Source organism: Pseudomonas sp. BB438 (genome assembly GCF_057180225.1).
On record NZ_CM170001.1, the window covers coordinates 3,292,925 to 3,312,658 of the forward strand.

15 protein-coding genes are annotated in these 19,734 nt (G+C 65.4%); 7 read left to right on the forward strand and 8 right to left on the reverse strand.

Features of this window, described 5'->3' with window-relative positions; genetic code table 11:
- Positions 1–86: 86 nt before the first annotated feature.
- Positions 87–1,313 (forward strand): PilT/PilU family type 4a pilus ATPase, encoded by a 1,227-nt coding sequence (locus tag AC1ZV1_RS15145; protein ID WP_484297478.1) that lies wholly within the window; start codon positions 87–89, stop codon positions 1,311–1,313.
- A gap of 175 nt (positions 1,314–1,488) precedes the next feature.
- Here the strand turns inward: AC1ZV1_RS15145 and AC1ZV1_RS15150 are convergent, their stop codons facing one another.
- Complete coding sequence (locus AC1ZV1_RS15150; RefSeq protein ID WP_484297479.1) at positions 1,489–2,739, reverse strand: OprD family porin; 1,251 nt, start codon at positions 2,737–2,739, stop codon at positions 1,489–1,491.
- A 530-nt stretch (positions 2,740–3,269) separates the two neighbouring features.
- On the opposite strand from AC1ZV1_RS15150, the gene AC1ZV1_RS15155 reads away from it, so the two are divergent.
- On the forward strand, positions 3,270–4,154 hold the full coding sequence (locus AC1ZV1_RS15155) for a DMT family transporter (RefSeq protein ID WP_484297480.1): 885 nt from the start codon (positions 3,270–3,272) through the stop codon (positions 4,152–4,154).
- Between the two features lie 27 nt (positions 4,155–4,181).
- Here the strand turns inward: AC1ZV1_RS15155 and AC1ZV1_RS15160 are convergent, their stop codons facing one another.
- Positions 4,182–5,000 carry a helix-turn-helix domain-containing protein gene (locus tag AC1ZV1_RS15160; RefSeq protein ID WP_484297481.1) on the reverse strand — a complete coding sequence of 273 codons (819 nt, stop codon included), beginning with the start codon at positions 4,998–5,000 and terminating at the stop codon, positions 4,182–4,184.
- Between the two features lie 167 nt (positions 5,001–5,167).
- On the opposite strand from AC1ZV1_RS15160, the gene AC1ZV1_RS15165 reads away from it, so the two are divergent.
- On the forward strand, positions 5,168–6,610 hold the full coding sequence (locus AC1ZV1_RS15165; protein ID WP_484297482.1) for an alanine/glycine:cation symporter family protein: 1,443 nt from the start codon (positions 5,168–5,170) through the stop codon (positions 6,608–6,610).
- 116 nt (positions 6,611–6,726) lie between these two features.
- Positions 6,727–7,716 carry an asparaginase gene (locus tag AC1ZV1_RS15170; protein ID WP_484297483.1) on the forward strand — a complete coding sequence of 330 codons (990 nt, stop codon included), beginning with the start codon at positions 6,727–6,729 and terminating at the stop codon, positions 7,714–7,716.
- A gap of 21 nt (positions 7,717–7,737) precedes the next feature.
- Here AC1ZV1_RS15170 and AC1ZV1_RS15175 read toward each other — a convergent pair whose 3' ends face one another.
- Complete coding sequence (locus AC1ZV1_RS15175; protein ID WP_484292407.1) at positions 7,738–8,364, reverse strand: response regulator transcription factor; 627 nt, start codon at positions 8,362–8,364, stop codon at positions 7,738–7,740.
- Between the two features lie 266 nt (positions 8,365–8,630).
- On the opposite strand from AC1ZV1_RS15175, the gene hpaC reads away from it, so the two are divergent.
- Positions 8,631–9,152 (forward strand): 4-hydroxyphenylacetate 3-monooxygenase, reductase component, encoded by a 522-nt coding sequence (gene hpaC / locus AC1ZV1_RS15180; RefSeq protein WP_484292408.1) that lies wholly within the window; start codon positions 8,631–8,633, stop codon positions 9,150–9,152.
- Positions 9,153–9,194: 42 nt separating this feature from the next.
- On the forward strand, positions 9,195–10,127 hold the full coding sequence (catA, locus tag AC1ZV1_RS15185) for a catechol 1,2-dioxygenase (RefSeq protein WP_484292409.1): 933 nt from the start codon (positions 9,195–9,197) through the stop codon (positions 10,125–10,127).
- Between the two features lie 108 nt (positions 10,128–10,235).
- On the opposite strand, the gene fhuB is transcribed toward catA, so the two are convergent.
- The 5 genes from fhuB to AC1ZV1_RS15210 form a co-directional block, all read right to left on the reverse strand.
- Positions 10,236–12,245 carry a Fe(3+)-hydroxamate ABC transporter permease FhuB gene (gene fhuB / locus AC1ZV1_RS15190; RefSeq protein ID WP_484292410.1) on the reverse strand — a complete coding sequence of 670 codons (2,010 nt, stop codon included), beginning with the start codon at positions 12,243–12,245 and terminating at the stop codon, positions 10,236–10,238.
- On the reverse strand, positions 12,238–13,143 hold the full coding sequence (locus AC1ZV1_RS15195) for an ABC transporter substrate-binding protein (protein ID WP_484292411.1): 906 nt from the start codon (positions 13,141–13,143) through the stop codon (positions 12,238–12,240). Before AC1ZV1_RS15195 ends, fhuB begins: the two co-directional genes overlap by 8 nt.
- A 119-nt stretch (positions 13,144–13,262) precedes the next feature.
- Positions 13,263–15,716 carry a TonB-dependent siderophore receptor gene (locus AC1ZV1_RS15200; RefSeq protein WP_484292412.1) on the reverse strand — a complete coding sequence of 818 codons (2,454 nt, stop codon included), beginning with the start codon at positions 15,714–15,716 and terminating at the stop codon, positions 13,263–13,265.
- Positions 15,717–15,870: 154 nt separating this feature from the next.
- Positions 15,871–17,559, reverse strand: a complete 1,689-nt coding sequence (locus AC1ZV1_RS15205) for a cyclic peptide export ABC transporter (protein ID WP_484292413.1) — start codon at positions 17,557–17,559, stop codon at positions 15,871–15,873.
- A gap of 349 nt (positions 17,560–17,908) precedes the next feature.
- The gene (locus AC1ZV1_RS15210; protein ID WP_484292414.1) at positions 17,909–18,946 is read right to left on the reverse strand and encodes a FecR family protein; all 1,038 of its coding nucleotides are present in this window, start codon (positions 18,944–18,946) and stop codon (positions 17,909–17,911) included.
- 126 nt (positions 18,947–19,072) lie between these two features.
- Between AC1ZV1_RS15210 and AC1ZV1_RS15215 the strand changes: the two genes are divergently transcribed.
- Positions 19,073–19,579: a sigma-70 family RNA polymerase sigma factor gene (locus tag AC1ZV1_RS15215; RefSeq protein ID WP_484292415.1), complete on the forward strand. Its 507-nt coding sequence runs from the start codon at positions 19,073–19,075 to the stop codon at positions 19,577–19,579.
- Positions 19,580–19,734: the final 155 nt, after the last annotated feature.

The window sequence follows — 19,734 nt, forward strand, 5'->3', positions numbered from 1 at the left end:
TCCATAGAGTCAATGAGTCATTTCTTAATTACAGGGCGCTGCTGACAGACGGCGTCCGCCGCCACCTTGCGTATGGATGCAGTTCAATGGATATCCAAGCGATGCTCAAGATCCTGGCCACCCAGGATGGTTCGGATCTTTACCTCTCCACGGGCGCGCCGCCCTGCGCCAAGTTCAACGGGGTGCTCAAGCCCCTGGCCAGCGAACCGATGAAGGCGGGCGACGTCGCCCGCATCGGCTACGGGTTGATGGACGAGGAGCAGCGCGCGGAGTTCGACCGTGAGCTGGAGATGAACCTGGCGATTTCCGTCCCGGGTGTCGGCCGCTTCCGTATCAACCTGTTCAAGCAACGCAACGAAGTCTCCATCGTGGCGCGCAACATCAAGCTGGACATTCCGCTGTTCGCTGACCTGAAGCTGCCTGAAGTGCTGCTCAAGGTAGTGATGGAGAAGCGCGGCCTGGTGCTCTTCGTCGGCGGCACCGGCTCGGGCAAGTCGACCTCCCTGGCGGCGCTGATCGACCACCGCAACCGCAACAGCGGCGGGCACATCATCACCATCGAAGACCCCATCGAGTACGTGCACCGGCACCGCAAGTCGATCATCAACCAGCGCGAGGTGGGCGTGGACACCCGCAGTTTCCACGCAGCGCTGAAGAACACCCTGCGCCAGGCGCCGGACGTGATCCTGATCGGCGAGATCCGCGATCGCGAGACCATGGAACACGCTCTGGCCTTCGCCGACACCGGCCACCTGGCGATCTCCACGCTGCATGCGAACAACGCCAACCAGGCGCTGGACCGCATCATCAACTTCTTCCCCGAGGAGCGTCGGCCGCAGCTGCTCAACGACCTGGGCAACAACCTCAAGGCCTTCGTCTCGCAGCGCCTGGTGCGCACCCAGGACGGCAAACGCCGCGCGGCGGTGGAGGTACTGCTGGGGACGGCCACCATCAGCGATATCATCAAGCGCGGGGACTTCAGCTCGATCAAGGAGATCATGGACAAATCCCGTGCCCTGGGCATGCAGACCTTCGACCAGGCACTGTTCGACCTCGCGGTGGAAGGGGCGATCACCGAGGAAGAGGCAGTGAAGAACGCCGACTCGGCGAACAACCTGCGTCTGAAGCTCAAGCTGTACAAGGACAATCCGGGCAGTGTCGGCAGTGCCGCTACCCCCGCTGCTGCCAAGCCCGCTGCGCCGGCGGCGGTCGCGCCGCCAGTGGCTACCCAGCCGGTGGAAGCTTCCAGCTGGGGCCTGGAACTGGCGCTGGAAGAGATCGAGGCAGAAGACGCGGAGAAGCCGGCAGGCTGATAGCCGCCAACTGAACGACCAAGGCCCCGGCATGCCGGGGCTTTTTCGTGGTCACGGAATTACCGGTAGGCGCGGGCCAGGTCCGCCATCCTGCGGCAGGGCCGACGGCCAGCGTTTCGCGGTGGTTTCCGCGCGGTGCCTGCCGCGGGCATGGCCCGCTCCTGCACGGTCAGCATCACAGCAGCGACAGCGGGTAGCTGATGATCAGCCGATTCTCGTCGAAGCTGTTGGTGCTCCCCCAGTCTCGGCGCATGGTGGAGTTGCGCCATTTGATGTTCAGCATCCTGAAGGTGCCGCTCTGCACCGTGTACGCCAGTTCGCTCTCGCGGCCCCACTCGCGGCCGTCGTCGGTGCTGGCGTTGTGCACGTTGCGGCCTTGGATGTAGCGGTTCATCAGGGTCAGGCCGGGAACACCGAATGCGGCGAAATCGTAGTCGTGGCGCAGCTGCCAGGAGCGCTCCCTGGCGCTCTCATAGCTCGCGTTGTAGCTGTCGTTGGCCAGGGTGCCGCCGCTGGTGCCGTTGACGCGGAACCACTCGTCCTCGCCCATGACCTTCTGCAAACCGAGGTAGAAGGTGCTCGCGCCGTATTTGGCCGAGAACAGCCCGGAGAACGTGCGGTTGTCCAGATTGCCGGCACGGGCGCTGCCATCCTCCTTGCCGCGGAAATAGCCGATATTCGCACCGAGCATCCAGTCGCCCAGCGGCTGGCCGTGCTGCAGTTGCAGGTACTGCTGCTGGTAGATGTCCTTCAGCTCGGCGCTCCACAGGCCGACCAGGGTGCGATCGCCGTTGAAGCGGTACTCGCCGCCGGCGAAATTGAAACGGTCGGAGGTAAAGGCTGGGCGATTGAACAGCGACATGTCTCCCATGCTGGCGTCGTTGCGCGGACTGTTCTGGCGAAACTGGCCGCCGTAGAGCGTCAGGCCGTCGATTTCCTTCGAGGTGACCTGGGCGCCCTGGAAGGTCTGCGGCAGCGAGCGGCCGTCGTCGGAGCGCAGGATCGGCAGCACCACCATCCACTCGCCAACCTTGAGCTCGGTTTTCGAGACCTTGGCCTTGCCGGCCACTGCCAGGCGGCCAAAATCGTCGGCGGGGCGGCCGTCGTCGTGGGTTGGCAGCAACTGGGTGCCGGCGGTGCCCTTGCCGCCGTCGAGCTTCAGGCTGTACAGCCCGAGCACGTCCAGGCCCAGACCGACGGTGCCCTGGGTGTAGCCGGAACGGGCATCGAGGATGACGCTCTGGGTCCATTCCTCGGCCTTGTCCTGGCGAGCTTCGCCGACGTAATTGCGGTTCAGGTAGAAGTTGCGCAGCAGCAGGCTGGTCCTGGTGTCGTCGAGAAAGCCGCCTTCGTCGGCATGGGCCAGGACGGGCAGGGCAGGCAGCAGGCAGGCGCTGATGGTCAGGTGGGGCAGGTGGCGGAGCATGGGGATTCCCTCGGCATTCTTGTCGTTGTTCGGGGCGAGCGAAGCTCACCGCGCGGCCCTGTCGGGAGCGGCGGATGGCGGTCGAAGCGGTCAGCGGGCGCGGATCAGGTCAGCCGGGCGCGACGGGAATGCGAGGGCGAGGGGACAAAGAGAGGGCGATGCACGCGCGCGGGCGTGCCGGGGAGAGCATGAGCATGTGAACGGACCTTTCTTATAGTTGTTGGCGCCGCATCGAGACGGCGGCCAGGGCCATAGTGGTGCTCCGCCAAGGACTGCCGCAATTCGTCGAGGGCGTAATCGTTCGCTGTTCGAACATGAATTAACCAAATGGAACATTCCTTCGCCCGCATTGCGGGTAGGATGCCTGCAACAACGCCGAGCGGGACTCGTATCGCCCGGCCTTTCAGCGGACCCGCGAGGCGCTCCCGGCGCGGCGTGGCGGATTCTTTCTCCGGCACGTCCTGCTAGGCTGTCCTGCTCTTCATGTTGGCCCCGCGCCAGCCGCATCTGCCTACTGAACCCGTGAGTCGATGAGTACCAGCCAATCGCCGTTGTCCGGCGCCCACCAGCCCTTCAAGGGCATCCTGCTCATCATCCTGGCGACCTTCCTGTTCTCCAGCCACGACGCGCTGTCCAAGTACCTGGCGAGCATCTATCCCATCGTCATGGTGGTCTGGGCTCGCTATGTGGTGCACACGCTGCTGATGGCGGGAATCTTCCTGCCACGCGCGGGCCTCGCCGTGCTGCGTACCCGCCATCCGTTCCTGCAGACGGCCCGGGCACTCTGCCTTCTGGGCACCAGCTTCCTGTTCACCACGGGCCTGCAATACATCCCGCTGGCCGAGGCGACCTCGGTGAACTTCCTCGCACCGCTGCTGGTGACGGCGCTGTCGGTGCCGCTGCTGGGCGAGCGGGTGACGGCAGGCCAATGGGCGGCAGTGAGCGTCGGTTTCATCGGCGTGCTGATCATCGTTCACCCTGGTGGCGATCTGTTCACCCCGGCGGTGCTGCTGCCGTTCGGCTCGGCGCTGTGCTTCAGCTTCTACCAGTTGCTGACGCGCAGACTCAGCCAGGTGGACAGTCCGACCACCAGCAATTTCTTCGCCGGCCTCTGCAACACGTTGATCGTCAGTGCGCTGGTGCCGTTCTTCTGGCAATGGCCGGGGCTGGTGCACGGCCTGATGATGCTGGCCCTGGGCACCTGCGGGATGACCGCGCACCTGTTCCTGACCCAGGCGTTCAAGCACGCCGCACCGGCACTCCTGGCGCCGTTCAGCTATTGCCAGATCGTTTTCGCGGGGCTGTTGGGCTTCGCCATCTTCGGCCATACCCCGGAACCGTCGGCGTTGCTGGGTATCGCGGTGATCTGCGCCAGCGGGCTGGCGGCGGCGTGGTTGCAGAGTCGCAAGCGGTAGGGCGGGCGCCCCTACGAAGGGAAGGCGCTATTCGATCTCGAACAATCCATGGCGAATCGGTCCGACCTGCAGGCGCTGGCGTACGTCATCGTCGATGCGTGGATCGTCCGGCTGGTACAGCTTCACCTGGCGGTAGGCGCTGATGCGGTTGATCTCCGGGCCCAGGTACTCCCAGACCACGCGGGTGCAGGCCGGGGTGCGCCGGTCGCCGCTCGAAACGCCGGTCTTCAGGCCGTTCAGGCGGGTGATGCGGCTCTTGAAGCTGGGAATCAGGATGGTCTGGCTCATCTCGTTGACCGTGATCGACTCGTAGTCCATCAGGAATACCCGGTCCTGCAGTTGGAAGGCCGCTCCCAGATAGCGACAGCGCACCCAGTCCTCGGCCTGCACATCGGTGCTGCTGGAGCGCTCCTGGCGTTCCTGTCGCTCGAACAGGAAGTTGCCGTCCTGCTCGTACAGATGCACCAGCGACAGCAGGATCGAGCCCGGCACCGACATGCAATTGGAATACTCGAAGTAATAGCCACAGTAACGCGACAGGTTGCCGGCGTGTTCGCGCAGCGGGCGGAGCATTTCCAGCAGTGGGTCGTCGCGCTGCACTTGGGTCGGTGATGTGCCGCGCGCACCGATCAGGCGGGCGAACTGGTCCGGCGGCAATTGCAGTTCGTAGTCCTCGACACCGAAGAAGTCACCGATGCGCTTGAGGTTGTACGCCGTGGGTTGGCTCTGGCCGCCGAGGTACTTGTTGAACTGCGCGCGGTTGATCGCGAGTTTGCGGCAAACCTCCGATATAGAGCGGTAGTGAGCGCAAAGCAGCTTGAGGTTGGGGCCAAGGTTTTCGGACATTCGTGCCAGATCCGGGTGATGCGACTGGCGCCATATTAGCGCCAAGTGGCGTCAATTCGTAGCAAGCCGCGAAATTGTTTCGGGAGGCGTCGGGCGCAACCATGCGCCCCAGTGAGCGGGCCAGCCCCAGGTCCGTGCTCCCACAATAACAATCGAGGCCCCAGCACATGCTCGACGCGATCAACGATTTCCTTTCCGGGAAAGTCCTCATCGTCCTCATCGTAGGACTCGGCGCGTATTTCACCCTCCGCTCCCGTTTCGTCCAGTTCCGCCACTTCGGCCACATGTTCGGCGTGTTCAAGGAGTCGATCCGTGGCCAGTCCGGCCAGCTGAGTTCGTTCCAGGCCCTGATGCTGAGCCTCGCTGGCCGCGTGGGCGCCGGTAACATCGCCGGTGTCGGCATCGCCGTGACCCTCGGTGGCCCCGGCGCCGTGTTCTGGATGTGGGTTACCGCGCTCGTCGGCATGTCCAGCAGCTTCTTCGAGTGCACCCTGGCCCAGGTCTACAAGCGCAGCGACGGCAACGGCCTGTACCGCGGCGGCCCGGCCTACTACATCCAGCACGGCCTGAAGCTGCGCTGGATGGCCATGACCTTCGCGGTCCTGCTGCTGGTCACCTACGGTTTCGCGTTCAACGGCCTGCAAGCCTTCACCGTGACCCACTCGCTGCAGAATGCCTTCGACATCCCGGTCCTGTACTCGGGCATCGCCCTGGCCGTGCTGCTGGCCATCGTCTTCTTCGGCGGCATCCAGCGCATCGCGGCGGTCTCCGACCTGCTGGTGCCGGTCAAGACCCTGGCCTACATCGCCGTCACCCTGTACGTGATCGTCACCCAGATCGAGCTGGTGCCGGGCATGCTGACCACCATCGTGAAGAGCGCCTTCGGCCTGGAACCGGCCTTCGCCGGCCTGCTGGGCAGCGCCATCGTGATGGGCGTGAAGCGTGGCGTGTTCGCCAACGAAGCGGGCCTGGGCAGTGCGCCGAACGTGGCCGCGGTCGCCGCCGTACGTCATCCGGCGTCCCAGGGCGTGGTCCAGGCGTTCAGCGTGTTCCTCGACACCTTCGTGATCTGCACCTGCACCGCGCTGCTGATCCTGCTCTCGGGCTTCTACACCCCCGGCTTCGAAGGCGACGGCATCACCCTGACCCAGAACTCGCTGGCCGCCGTGGTCGGTGACTGGGGCCGCATCTTCGTCAGCGTGGCGCTGTCGCTGTTCGTGTTCACCTGCATCACCTACAACTACTACCTCGGCGAGAACGCCCTGCAATTCATCGTCGGCCGTAGCCGCAGTGCACTGATCGCCTTCCGTGTGCTGGTGCTGGGCCTGATCCTCTGGGGCTCGATGCAGAACCTGGGCACCGTGTTCGCCTTCGCCGACATCACCATGACCTGCCTGGCCTTCGTCAACCTGGTAGCCCTGGCGATGCTGATCAAGACCGGCCTGCGGGTGATGCGCGACTACGACGAACAGCGCGCCGCCGGCATCGAACGCCCGGTGTTCGACGCCAGCAAGTTCGCCGACCTGGACATCGACCACGACGCCTGGCGCGACGCGCACAAGATCAACTCGACCGCTCCGGCCCACGGCAGCCTGCCGGCTCAGGGCTGATCCTCCGCTGACCCGATCCTCGGAGCCTGATCCCAGGATCAAGGTCTGACACGCAAGGCCGGGACTTCTCCCGGCCTTGCGGTTTATCCTGTGAACTTTCCTACAAGAGCACTGGCATGCGTCGCGTGAAGAACCTCTTCGTCCTCTATACCGGCGGCACCATCGGCATGCTGCAGACCGCCGAGGGCCTGGCGCCGGCTGGCGGTTTCGAAGCGCGCATGCGCGAACAACTGCAAGGCCACAGCGAGATTCGCCTCGACTGGTCCTTCGCCGAGCTGCAACCGCTGCTCGACAGCGCCAACATGACCCAGGCCAACTGGCTGGCCATGCGCGACGCCATCGTCCATGCGGTGGAGCAGGGCGGCCATGACGGCGTGCTGGTGCTGCACGGCACCGACACCCTGGCCTACAGCGCCGCCGCGCTGTCCTTCCTGCTGCTGGGCCTGGATGTTCCCGTGGTGCTGACCGGCTCGATGCAGCCCATGGGCGCACCGGACAGCGATGCGCCGGGCAATCTTCTGGGCGCACTGAAGGCGCTGGAAGGCGGCGTCGAACCGGGTGTCCGGCTGTATTTCAATGGCGAGCTGATGCATGGTGCCCGTGTGACCAAGCTGCGCAGCGATGCTTTCGATGCCTTCGCCGCGCTGCCGCGTGAACGCAATGGCGAGCGCGCGCAATCGCTTCCCGCTGAGCTGAGCTACCGCCAGCCGCGCCAACCGGTGAATCTTGCGGTGCTGCCGCTGTTCCCCGGCCTGCGTGCCGAACATCTGAGCGCGCTGCTGGGCAGCGGCGTTCAGGCGTTGCTGCTGGAGTGTTTTGGCAGCGGCACGGGCCCTTCGGATAACGAAGAGCTGCTGACCGCGCTGCGCGAAGCGCACGCTCGCGGCGTGGTGCTGGCGGCGATCAGCCAGTGCCCGCAGGGCCATGTAGCCTTCGATGTCTACGCCGCTGGCAGCCGCCTGCGCGATGCCGGGCTGGTCTCGGGTGGCGGCATGACCCGCGAAGCGGCGCTGGGCAAACTGTTCAGCCTGCTGGGCTGCGGACTGCCGGCTGCAGAAGTGGAGCGCCTGTTCGCCCTCGACCTGTGCGGCGAGCGCGTCGACTGAACGCCGGGTAATGCGCCCTGCTCAGGGGCGCGTTTCCTCCACGGGCACGTTGAGCACTTCGCGCACCAGCATGGCGATGCTGCTGACGCCCATCTTTTCCTTGATCTTGGTTCGGTGCACATCGACCGTCTTGACGCTGATGTTCAGCTCGCGGGCGATGACCTTGCTGGCCTTGCCGTCCACTACCATCATCAGGATTTCCCGTTCCCGCCCGGTGAGCAGGTCGAGCTTGTGCTGCAGGTTCTGCTTCTGCTCCTGGCCCGCGTGCACCTGCACTGCACTTTTCAGCGCCGCCTGGATGCGGTCCAGCATCTGCTGCGGGTTGTAGGGTTTCTCGACGAAGTCCAGCGCGCCGTTCTTCATCGCCTTCACCGACATCGGGATATCGCCGTGGGCAGTGACGAAGATGGTCGGCAGGGTAATGCCCTTGTCGTTGAGCATCTCCTGCAGCTGGAAGCCGCTGGTCTCGGGCATGCGCACGTCGAGTACCAGGCAGGCGGGGAGTTTGGGGTCGTATTCGCGCAGGAACTCCTCGGCGCCGCCGTAACACAGTGATTCGATGCTGACCGAATCGAGCAGCCAGGCGAGCGAGGTGCGCAGGTCCTTGTCGTCGTCGACGATGTAGACCACGGGTTTTCGAGCTTCCATCAGGCGTTGCCACTTCTTTCTTATCGTTGTCGAGCTGCACGTAGGCCGCGTACGCCGGGCTTTTTGCCGCGGTCGTCGCAAGGGCTTGTCCCGGAGCATACCCATAGTCGCCGGTGCTGACGATAAAGAAACCACCTAGATGACTAGCGGGCACCACCCTCCGGCGTGGTAATCATCTGAATGTTTCGCGCCCTGGCGCTGCCCTACGCTGGCCCCATACAAGAAAGGCCGGGCGTGCCGGCCACTCCAGCACAAGGGGCGACGACATGGCCAACACCCTCAGCCAGACCCAGATCGACTTCCGCAACGCCATGGCCCAGTTGCCGGCGGCGGTGAACATCATCACCACCAATGGCCCGGAAGGCCGCTGCGGCATCACGGCCAGCGCGGTGTGCTCGGTCACCGACTCGCCGCCCACGGTACTGGTCTGCGTCAACCGTGGCAGCGCCACCCACGACGTGTTCCGCAGCAATGGTCACCTGTGCGTCAACGTGCTGTGCGGGGAGCAGGAAGAGTTGGCCAAGCATTTCGCCGGGATGACCAAGGTGTCCATGGAGGAGCGCTTCACCTGGGACCTCTGGGACGACGGCTATGCCGGCCTGCCGGTGCTGCGCCAGGCGCTGGTCAGCCTCGAAGGACGCATCAGCGATTGCAAGGAAGTCGGTTCCCACACCGTGATGTTCGTCGAGCTGGAAAAGGTCGCCGTGCGCGAGCGCCAGGACAGCCTGGTGTACTTCAATCGCGTGTTCCACCGCGTCGAGCGGGAAGCCGTGCGCTGCGCCAGCTGATGCCTGACTGATCCTCAGAACAACAAGAGCGAGGTAATCACCGTGACCGTGAAGATTTCCCAGACTGCCGACATCCAGACGTTCTTCGAAGAAGCCAGCGGCGCCTTGAATGACCAGGGCAACCCGCGCGTGAAGAGCCTCGTCCTGCGCATCCTGCAGGACACCGCGAAGCTGATCGAAGACATGAACGTCACCCCCGACGAGTTCTGGAAGGCGGTGGATTACCTGAACCGTCTCGGTTCGCGCCAGGAGACCGGCCTGGTCGTCGCCGGCCTGGGCATCGAGCACTACCTCGACCTGCTGCTGGACGCCCAGGACGAAGCCGCCGGCATCGGTGGCGGCACCCCGCGCACCATCGAAGGCCCGCTGTACGTGGCCGGCGCACCGCTGTCCGAAGGCGAAGCTCGGATGGATGACGGACAGGACGCCGGCACCGTGATGTTCCTCTCCGGTCGCGTGTTCGACCCGCAGGGCAAGCCGCTGGCCGGCGCCGTGGTCGACCTCTGGCACGCCAACACCAACGGCACCTACTCCTACTTCGACAGCACCCAGTCCGAGTTCAACCTGCGTCGCCGCATCGTCACCGACGCCGAGGGCCGCTACAAAGCCCGCAGCATCGTACCCAGCGGCTACGGCTGCCCGCCGGACGGCCCGACCCAGGAACTGCTGAATCAGCTGGGCCGCCACGGCCAGCGCCCGGCGCACATCCACTTCTTCATCTCCGCACCAGGGCATCGTCACCTGACCACGCAGATCAACCTGGCCGGTGATCAGTACCTCTGGGACGACTTCGCCTACGCCACCCGTGACGGTCTGATCGGCGAGGTGCGTTTCGTCGAGGACGCGGCGGCCGCCCAGGCGCGCGGTGTGGACGGGCGCTTCGCCGAGATCGAGTTCGACTTCCAGCTGCAGCGGGCGGTGTCCGCCGACGCCGAAGACCGCAGCAGCCGTCCCCGCGCGCTGCAGGAAGCCTGATTCTCCGACGGCTCTAATCCTGCCGGTAACCCATCCTACCCAGCGTTTCCTGTTACTCCGGCGCGTGGGCTGTCGCGGGCAAGGTCCGCCCAGACCAGCCGCGCCGTATCAGCCATTGCGCTCCCGATGCATCAGCCAGAGGAAGTACGGGCAACCGATGAACGCCGCCAGCAATCCCGCCGATACCGGCCAGGGATAGGCGATGTTCCGCCCCAGCCAATCCGCCACTACCATGATCAACGCCCCGGCCACCGCGCTCAGCAGGACCTGTGGCGCGGCTCGGCGCACGCCGAGATGACGGGCGATGTGCGGGCCGATCAGGCCGACGAAGCTCAGCGGCCCGACGATGATGGTCGCGGTAGCGGTGAGCACAGCGGCCGTCAGCAGGATCGCCAGGTGGCTCAGGCGCAGCCGCAGCCCGAGCGCGGTTGCCGCGCCGTTGCCCAGCGTCAGCAAGTCCAGCGGCCGTGCCAGCAGCAGGCTGACACCGATCATCAGCGCGCCGACCACCAGCCCGGTGCTCGCGGAGACCACGTCCACCTGATAGGTCGAGCCGGTCATCCAGCTCATCATTGCGGTCATGCGCGGGTCGCCGCTGGCCAGCAGCAGCGTGCTCAGCGAGTGCAGCAGGGTGGTCAGGCACACGCCGGTCAGCAGCAGGCGCTCGGCGTTGAAGGTCTTGCGCCAGGCGAACCACAGCAGCAGGCCGAGGGTGAGCAGCGCGCCGATGCTGGCCGCCGGGACCATGAATGCCTGCGGCTGCGGCATCACCAGGAACAGCACCAGCACGGCGATCGCCGAACCGGACGTGGCGCCCAGCACTTCCGGGCTGGCCATGGGGTTGCCGGTCAGGCGCTGTACCAGCAGGCCGGCCACGGCCAGCATGGCGCCGGCCGCCAGTGAGCCAAGCACGCGCGGCAGGCGCCATTGCAGGATAGCGTCGCTCAGGCCGGCGTCGCCCCAGTGCCAGCCGTTGGCGTCCACGGCGAAGTAGATCGCTGGCAGCGTCAGCAGGACGAGCAGGACCGCCGCGCCAATGATCAGCCGCCAGGGACGCTCGCGTTGCGGCTTGGCCGGCGCCGGGCGCGGGACGATGCCGCCGCTGCGCTGGCGGCTGAGTAGCCATAGCAGCAGCGGCACGCTGAAGACACCGGTAAGGATGCCGGCGGGAATTTCGCCAGCGAAGCGCGACAGTTCGCGGGCAATCTGGTCCACCCCACAGAGCAGCGCAGCGCCTAGCAGTGGCGCCCAGATCAGCCGCTGCTTCAGCGTGCGCGCCCCGCACAGCCGCGCAATCGCAGGGGCGGCAAGACCGACGAACGCCAGCATGCCGACCGCGCTGGTAACGAATGCACTGAGTGCAACAGCCACAGCCAGGCCCAGCACGCGGGTGCGCAGCAGGTTCACGCCCACCGCGGCCGCGCCTTCGTCCTCCAGTCCCAGCGCGGCCAGCGGACGCACCATCAGCAGCGCGACGAACATGGCCACCGCCAGGCGCGGGGCGAGGTACAGCGCGCCATCCCAGCCGCTCTGGTTCAGCGAACCGGCCTGCCAGAGCAGCAGGTCGATCAGGTAATCGTGGTTGAACAGCACCAGCAGCGCGTTGAGCGACACGCAGTACAGGCTGATAACCATGCCGGCAAGGATGAAGCGCAGTGGCGACAGGGTGCGCCCCCAGGCGAAGGCGAACAGCAGGCAGGCCGCCAGCGCGGCGCCGGTCAGGGTAACCGCTTCGAGGCCATGCACCAGCAGGGTCGGGGCGAAGATGGTGGCCGCCGACAGGGCGAGGTTGGCGCCGGCGGATACACCGAGGGTCACCGGCTCCGCCAGCGGATTGCGCAGGATCTGCTGGAACAGCGTGCCGGCGAGGGCCAACGCGGCGCCCGCCATCAGGCTGACGGCCAGGCGCGGGAAGAAGCTGAAGTGCAGCAGGACCTGGCGCACGTCATCCAGGTTCGGCGACCACAATGCCTGCCACCAGAGATCGCGGGGCAGGGCGCCCTGCAGACCATGGAATACCAGCAGCCCGGCGAGGATCGCCAGCAGCAGGGTGCAGATCGCCGGGCCAAGGCCCAGACTACGGCGCGGGACCGCGAGGCCGAGTGTCGATTCAGGCATGGGTGACCTCCGTGGCGCTGTCCAGGTAGGCCGCGATACGTTCGGCGAGGTCCAGCACCGAGGCGGCGCCGGCATAGGGGTAGAAGCGCTGCAGTGTCAGGGTGTGGCCCTGGCGCACGGCGGGAAGGTTCGCCCAGAGGTCGTTGGGTTGCCGCAGGCTCTGCAGGCGCGCCGAAGTGGTGGGGATGTCGACGTAGACCAGGTGCGCGTCGGGGCGCTCGGCCAGGCGCTCGATGCTGACCATCGCCAGCCCGACCGGGCCGACCGGTCCTTGCCAGGCATTCTCGACGCCGAGGCGGTCGAGCACGTCCTGCACCATGCTGTTCTTCCCGTAGACAGCGGCGTGGCGGCCATCCTGGTTGAGGACGGCGACGCACACCGGCGGCAGGGTGCGATTCGCCAGCCTCGCGCGCAACGCGGCAAGGCGCTGCTCGCCCGCAACGATGTAGTCGGCGGCAACCTGTTCGACACCCAGTCGCCGCGCCAAGTCGCTCATGAACCCGGTGGTGGCGCGCCAGGCGCCGTCAGCGGCCGGGTAGATGGCCACGCGCTCGGTGGGTGCAATGCCGTTGAGGCGGCGCTCGAGGGTCGGGGTCATCGGGTCGCTGAGGATCAGTTGCGGTTGCAGTTGCTGGATCAGTTCGAGGTTCGGTTCCCAGTACGGCCCTACGTCCCGCACGCTGTCGGGCAGCGACTGCGTAGGCATGCGCACCCGGTAGTAGTGGTCGTCGGAGATCGCCAGGGGCGGCACACCCAGGGTCAGCAGCGTCTCGGCGGCGACCCAGTTGAGCGCGACGATCCGCGTCAGGCGTGCGCCGGCAAGCACTGGCAGGCCAGACGCGCAGGCCAGCCCGCCGACGGCGAGGCCCTGCAGCAGGTGGCGACGGGTGAGGGACATGCACTACTCCTCGTGATTGAAACGGTATGCAGCAGGCGTCAGAAACAACAAAGGGCCCCCTGCGAACAGGGAGCCCGGAAACAGCAGGCGGAGCCGGCGCGGACCGGCTCCGCCGTGGCTTACCAGCTGTACTTCACGCTGGTGAGCACGGTGCGACCTTCGCCCGGGTAGCACTCGGCGATGTCATCGCAGGTGGTCACGTACTGCTCGTCGAGCAGGTTCTGCGCGGTCAGCGACACGCTCAGGTTCTTGTCGATCGGGTAGCTGATGCCGGCGTCGTACAGGGTGTAGTTGTCGACGTGGAAGGTGTTGGCGTTGTCGCCATAGACCGAGCCGGTGTAGCGCACACCGCCGCCAACGGACAGGCCGCTGGCCACGCCTTCGTGGAAGGTGTAGTTCAGCCACGCCGACGCCATGTGCTCGGGCACATTGGCGAACTGGTTGCCCTCGTCGCCGGCGTTGCTCTTGAGGATCTTGGTCTTGGTGTAGGTGTAGGAACCCAGCAGGTCCCAGTGCTCGTCGAGCTGCGCCTTCACCTCGGCCTCGATACCGCGTGAGCGGACCTTGCCGGTGGCCTTCTGGAAGCCGGTGTTCACACCGTTGACGATGTCGGTGGTGAGTACGTTGGTCTTCTCGATCTCGAAGCCGGCCAGGGTCATCAACAGGGCTTCGGTGGGCTGGTATTTGATACCGGTTTCCCACTGCTTGGCTTCACTGGGCTGGAACGTGCTGCCGTTGCGATCGATGCCGCTGTTGGGGACGAACGACTCGGAGTAGGCGACGTAGGGTGCCAGGCCGAAATCGGTCAGGTAGGTCAGGCCGACGCGTCCGGTAAAGGCGTCGTCCTTGGCCACTGTGTGACTCCCGGCGAGGTGATCGTCGGTGACGCTGCGCACGTTGTCGTAGCGACCGCCCAGGGTCAGCAGCCAGTTGTCGTTGAACTTGATCTGGTCCTGCGCGTAGTAGCCGACGGCGTCGATGTCCTGGTCGTAGTCGACCTGCAGGGTAGTCGGACGCTGGATGTTCAGGCCGTAGCGCGGGTTGTTCGGGTCGAACAGCAACGGCAGAAAGTAGCCCAGGTTGGCCAGGCTCAGGCTCTGGAAGTAGCGTTTGACGTCCGATTCGGTACGCGAATAGTCGATGCCGGTAAGCAGGGTGTGCTGGATGCCGGCGGTGTAGAAGTCCCACTGCAACTGGTTGTCGACGCTGAAGGCATTCATGTGTTCGTCGAAGCGGCGCGGCGAACGCAGGATGTCGTTGGCGATCGATGGAATGGCCGCCGCCAGGGCTGGCACGGTGCGCGCCACGGTGCCCAGCGGGATCATGTTGTTGAGGGTGAAGTCGACCTGGCCGTAGCGCAGGTTCTGGCGAAACTCGAGGTTGTCGTTGAAGCGGTGGCGGAACTGATAGCCCAGGGTGAACTGTTCCTGGTGCGAGCGGTTGAACGAGTGGTCGCCCAGCAGGGTGTTGTCTGTGTGACCGTACTGCGGGGTGTTTACCGCGATGGTGCCGCCGCTGTCGTCCTTGAGGAAGCTGGTCATGACGGTGAGGCTGGTGTCCTCGTCCGGGGCCCAGGTGAAGGAGGGCGCAATGTAGGCGCGGTCGTCCTTCACCTCGTGGCCGTCGTCGTACTCGAACTCGGAGTTGGCCTTGCGCATCACACCGACGACGCGATAGAGCAGGCTGCCGTCGTCGACCAGCTTGTCGCCGATGTCGAAGCGGCCCTGGATGCGGTCGTGGTTGCCGAAGCCCAGTTCGACTTCGTGCACGCCAGCGGCGGTGGGCATCTTGCTGACGCGGTTGATGATGCCGCCGGCATCGCCCAGGCCGAACAGGGTCGAGGAGGGGCCGCGGACCACATCGATGCGCTCCAGCGAGTAAGGCTCGGAGCGGAACAGGGTGTAGCTGTTGCTCAGCTGACGCAGGCCGTCGAGGTAGTCGCTGGTGGTCTGGCCGTTGAAGCCGCGGATGAACAGCCAGTCGTAGCCCTTGGGATCCATGCCATAGGTTTCCACGCGCACACCGGGAACGTAGCGCAGGGCCTGGCTGACGGTCTGTACGCCCTGGGCGTCCATCTGCTTGCGGGTGATCACCGAGACCGACTGGGGGATTTCCAGCAGCGAGGTGTTGGTCTTGCTGGCACTGTCGGACGTGCGAGGCACGTAGCTGGTTTCACCCTCGATAGCGCCGGTAATGGTCTGCGCGGAGAGGTTCAGGGTGTCGCCCGCGCTGGCATCGGCGCCCAGCAGGGTCACGCGGCTGCCTTCGACCTGGTACTTGATGCCGGTACCCTGCAGCAGGCGTTCCAGCGCCTGGGCGGGCTCCATCTCGCCGCGCACGCCGGGCGCGCGGAGGTTCTGCACCTGGGACTGATTGAAGACGATCTGCAGGTTCGACTGCGCGCCCAGGCTGGTCAGGGCGGAAGCCAGGGACTGGGCCGGGATGTCGATGCGGACCGGTGCGGCGTAGGCGGCGGTGGCGGTCAGGACCATCCCCAGGGCGGTGGCGCGGACCAGGCGCGCCAGGGGCTTCACCGGGTGCTGGGACTGCTGCACGTAGCGGGTGCGACTCACTTGTTTAGCTCCTATGATCTTAATGCAGTTTCTAATAAGAATGATTCAGCTTTATGTGACGCGCCGGTTGGAAAAAACCGGAAAAATCCGTTCGATCTTTTTTGTTGCTGAGCGCTGACCCGGTGAAATGGCGGCCATCCAGGCCGCCGGGCCGTCACCGCATTGCCATGCCGGAACCGCCGGGGGATGGCGTGGCGCGGTGGTCCTCGATCTCCACGATCTGCCCGGCGCTCATGCGCAGCAGGCGGTCGGCGACGGCGAAGTAGCGGTCGTCGTGGGAGATCACGATCAGTGTCTTGCCCTGGGCGCGCAGTTCGGGCAGCAGCTCGGTGTAGAAAATCCGGCGGAATTCCGGGTCCTGGTCCGCCGCCCATTCGTCGAACACCAGCACCGGGCGTTTCTCCAGCCAGGCCTGCACCAGGGCCAGGCGCTTGCGCTGGCCGGTGGACAGGTCGGTGGTCGAGAACGCCTGGCCCTCAAGGCTGACCTTGTGGGCGATCTCCAGGCGCTCCAGGTAGCGACCGGCTTCTGCCGGGATGTCCTGGCTGCCCTTGAGCAGGTCTTCGAACAGGAAGTAGTCGGCGAAGATGGTCGTGAACAGCTGGCGGTAGTCATCGCGCGTGGCGTCGGTGACTGGCGCGCCATTGAGCAGCAACTCACCGTCGCGGGGGCCGTAGAGGCCGAGCAGCAGCTTGATCATCGTGGTCTTGCCGCAACCGTTCTCGCCGGCGATGAAGAGGATCTCGCCTCGGCGGACCGTGAGGTTCAGCGGTCCGACGCCAAAGCCGCGGGAGCCGTCGTCGGTGGGGTAGTGATAGGCCAGGTCGCGCAGCTCGATGGACTGGAAGTCCAGTGCGTTGCGACCATCATCGGCCAGCAGCAGATTCGGCTCAGGCGAGGAGAAACGCACCGACAGCTCGGCGATGCGGCGGAACGCGACCTGGGCGCGGGTGACCACCGGCAACTGACCGATCAGTCCTTCCAGCGGGCCCTTCATATACAGCAGCACCAGAATGAAGCCGGAGAGTGTCGCCTGGTCAGTGCTCGGCCACAGCGACTGGTAGGCCAGGGCCACGCCGATGACGATGAAGAACAGCGTCGAGCCGAAGCCTTTGGCGACGTTGAACAGGTTGATCGAGCGCAGCTGGATGTCGCAGATTTCGTCGGCCGTGCCCTGCAGGCGTTCACTGTAGTGCTGGAAGCGGCGCGGGCGGCTGATGCGCAGCTCCTTGGCGCCCTCGGCAATGGCGCGGTAGTGCTTCTGCAGTTCGTCTTCCTTGTCCCGCGCTTCGAAAAAGCCCTTGATGCCCTTGGCCCGCGCGACGTACTGCACGGCGCTGCCGACGACGATGGCGATGGCGGTGGCAAGGAACATCGGCGGCGACAGCCAGGCGAGGTAGCCCAGGCAGCCCAGCGTGGTGGTCAGGGCGACCGCCAGCGGCGCGAAGGCGAAGGCGAAATCGCTGATGGTGTCGATGTCGTGGGTCAGAACCGGGATCAGCCGATGGCTGCGGTAGCGCTCGATCTGCTCGATGGGCGCGGAAATGATCTTGCTGCCCAGGTCCTTGCGCAGCCGCGCGATCACATGCTGGCCGACATAGTTGGTGCCCCTGTCGGAAATGATCGAGCCCAGCAGCGCCAGTACACACAGCCCGGCAAAACCCAGCAGCAGGCCGGCCGGCATGCCGCCCTGCGCGTGCAGGCTGTAGTTGATGGTGGCGAGCAGGGCGGTGATGGCGGCGCCGCCGAGAATACCCAGCAGGGTGGCGGCAGTCAGCGGCAACCAGTGCGGTCGCAGCAGCGTGAACATCTCGCGGAAGGCGCTTGGAGCAGGTGTTTGCATCGTCTTTTCCTGGATCCGGCTTGCCAGAGGGCAGGCCGCACAACGGGGCGAGACGGTGCGCGAATCAGGAAATCATCGGCAAATCCGAATCGTTCCTATCAAGACGAGTGAGCGGGGAGAAAACTGAAGAGAATTTGCGAATTTGTCGCAAATGAGAAGGCTGGGAATATCGTGCCGGAGCTGACTGCGGTGTGCCTGCCGTAATGGCGGGCTGCGATTCCCCTATAGGAGCGGGGCGTGCCTGCGATCGCGCCCATGGCGCGCTCCTGCAATCGGGCGCTGAGTTTCAACCGCTACCGGTGGCCGCGAATCTGCCACGGCAGACCAGATTCCCGGCTGCCCGCGCGCCCTAGAGCTGCGCGTAACGACTGGCGAGGACAATCCGGCCCTGGTTGTCCTTGCGCAGTTCCAGCGGCAGGACCTTGGGCAGGGAATCCACCAGTGCCTGCAGGTCGTCGGTGCGGTAGATGCCGCCGATGCGCATGGCGGCGACGCTGGCGTCGTCGAGGAATACCGGCTGCTTGAGGTAGCGGTTGATCAACGGGATGGCGGATTGCAGCGTCAGGTCGTCGATCACCAGCTTGCCCTCGATCCAGGCGATGGCCCCGGCGGGGGCGACCTGGGCCAGTTCGATACGCTGGCTGCCCTGGCTGTAGCGCGCTTGCATGCCCGGCGTGAGCTGGGCGCTGTTGCCGTCGATGCTGTCCGGCGGGCTGACCACCACCGAGCCTTCGAGCAGAGTCACCAGCATCTGATGCGGGTCGGTCCAGACGTTGAAGCGTGTACCGGTGACCCGCACGCTGCCATTGTCGGTGTAGACCGAGAAGGGTTGCAGGGTGTCGTGGGCGACCTGGAAGTACGCCTCGCCACCGCTCTTCAGCCAGGCGCTGCGACGGTCGCGGAAGTCGGCGAAGAGGAGCTGCGAGTGGCTGTTGAGCTCGACTGTCGAGCCGTCGGCGAGCTGAACCTTGCGCGCGCCGGGTTGCGCGGCGTAGTAGCCGACCTTCGAGGGCAGCCAGCCGGCCGACCAGCCGGCCGACCACACGGCGCCGATAGCTACCAGCACGCCGGCAGCAACGGCGGCGATGCGCTTGGCGCTTCGGGGGCGCCGAACGCTGCTGCGGGGCCGGCGGTCGCTCAGTGGCGTCGGTGCAGTCGTTGCTATCGGTGCGGGCGCGACGCGCGGAGTCGGCGGCAGCCATTCCGAGAGCTGCCAGATTTCCAGCATCGCCTGGTATTCCACCTCGTGCCGCGGGTCGAGCGCGAGCCACTGCGCGAACTCGGCGCGCTCGGCATCACTGCACTCTTCGTCGTGCAGACGCGCGCACCAGTGCGCAGCTTCGGCGCTGATGCGGTCATCGTCGAACGGAGCGGGGGAGCTGGTCATCAGGAGTCTCGGTAAGGCCATTTGCGGCCGATATCACACTTTCTTTTCGTGTTGATGCGAGTGATTATAAATAAGCCTGACTCGGACTGTCAGCAGGCGCCTGCAGCCTCGACTGTTTTTCATAGGATGCCCGACGGGGTGGAAAGCGCGTTCATCCGGTATTACAAGGAACTGGTCCTGTATCTCAATCGCAGCCTCGGCGACCGCCAGGCGGCTGCCGATGTGACACAGGAGACCTTCCTGCGCCTGCTCGATCGCAAAGGCGACGAGCATATCGAACAACCCCGCGCATTTCTCTATCGCACGGCGGTGAACCTCAGTATCGACCTGCACCGGCGCGGCCGCGTACGGCGCACCGAAGAGCTGCAAACCCTCGACCGCGAAGGCTGCCTCGACGAGCGCTGCCCGCAGGAGGAGGTGAGCCGCCAGCAGCAACTGCAGTTGCTCCAGCACGCCCTCGGCGAGTTGCCCGAAGCCTGCCGGCGCGCATTCCTGCTACGCAAGGTCGAGGGCTGCAGCCATGCCGAGATCGCCGACACCCTGGGTATTTCCCGCGACATGGTGGAGAAGCACATCGTCAATGCGATGAAGCATTGCCGGCTGCGCTTCAAGGCCTGGGGCAGTCAAGGCTGAACCTGCTCCTGCATAGGGAGGACGCGCCGATCTCACCAGGATTTAGTCCCACGCGGCCCGCGCGGGTTTTCTGGGAAGGATTCCACCCTCGATCACTGGTCGTCATTCTGAAATTTTCATGACTTAGTGAGAATCATTCTAAATTTCGCCAAGCC

Coding starts and splice junctions, on each gene's coding strand:
- AC1ZV1_RS15145 (WP_484297478.1), top strand. CDS start 87: ATGGATATCCAAGCGATGCTCAAGATCCTGGCCACCCAGGATGGTTCG.
- AC1ZV1_RS15150 (WP_484297479.1), bottom strand. CDS start 2,739: ATGCTCCGCCACCTGCCCCACCTGACCATCAGCGCCTGCCTGCTGCCT.
- AC1ZV1_RS15155 (WP_484297480.1), top strand. CDS start 3,270: ATGAGTACCAGCCAATCGCCGTTGTCCGGCGCCCACCAGCCCTTCAAG.
- AC1ZV1_RS15160 (WP_484297481.1), bottom strand. CDS start 5,000: ATGTCCGAAAACCTTGGCCCCAACCTCAAGCTGCTTTGCGCTCACTAC.
- AC1ZV1_RS15165 (WP_484297482.1), top strand. CDS start 5,168: ATGCTCGACGCGATCAACGATTTCCTTTCCGGGAAAGTCCTCATCGTC.
- AC1ZV1_RS15170 (WP_484297483.1), top strand. CDS start 6,727: ATGCGTCGCGTGAAGAACCTCTTCGTCCTCTATACCGGCGGCACCATC.
- AC1ZV1_RS15175 (WP_484292407.1), bottom strand. CDS start 8,364: ATGGAAGCTCGAAAACCCGTGGTCTACATCGTCGACGACGACAAGGAC.
- hpaC (WP_484292408.1), top strand. CDS start 8,631: ATGGCCAACACCCTCAGCCAGACCCAGATCGACTTCCGCAACGCCATG.
- fhuB (WP_484292410.1), bottom strand. CDS start 12,245: ATGCCTGAATCGACACTCGGCCTCGCGGTCCCGCGCCGTAGTCTGGGC.
- AC1ZV1_RS15195 (WP_484292411.1), bottom strand. CDS start 13,143: ATGTCCCTCACCCGTCGCCACCTGCTGCAGGGCCTCGCCGTCGGCGGG.
- AC1ZV1_RS15205 (WP_484292413.1), bottom strand. CDS start 17,559: ATGCAAACACCTGCTCCAAGCGCCTTCCGCGAGATGTTCACGCTGCTG.
- AC1ZV1_RS15210 (WP_484292414.1), bottom strand. CDS start 18,946: ATGACCAGCTCCCCCGCTCCGTTCGACGATGACCGCATCAGCGCCGAA.
- AC1ZV1_RS15215 (WP_484292415.1), top strand. CDS start 19,073: ATGCCCGACGGGGTGGAAAGCGCGTTCATCCGGTATTACAAGGAACTG.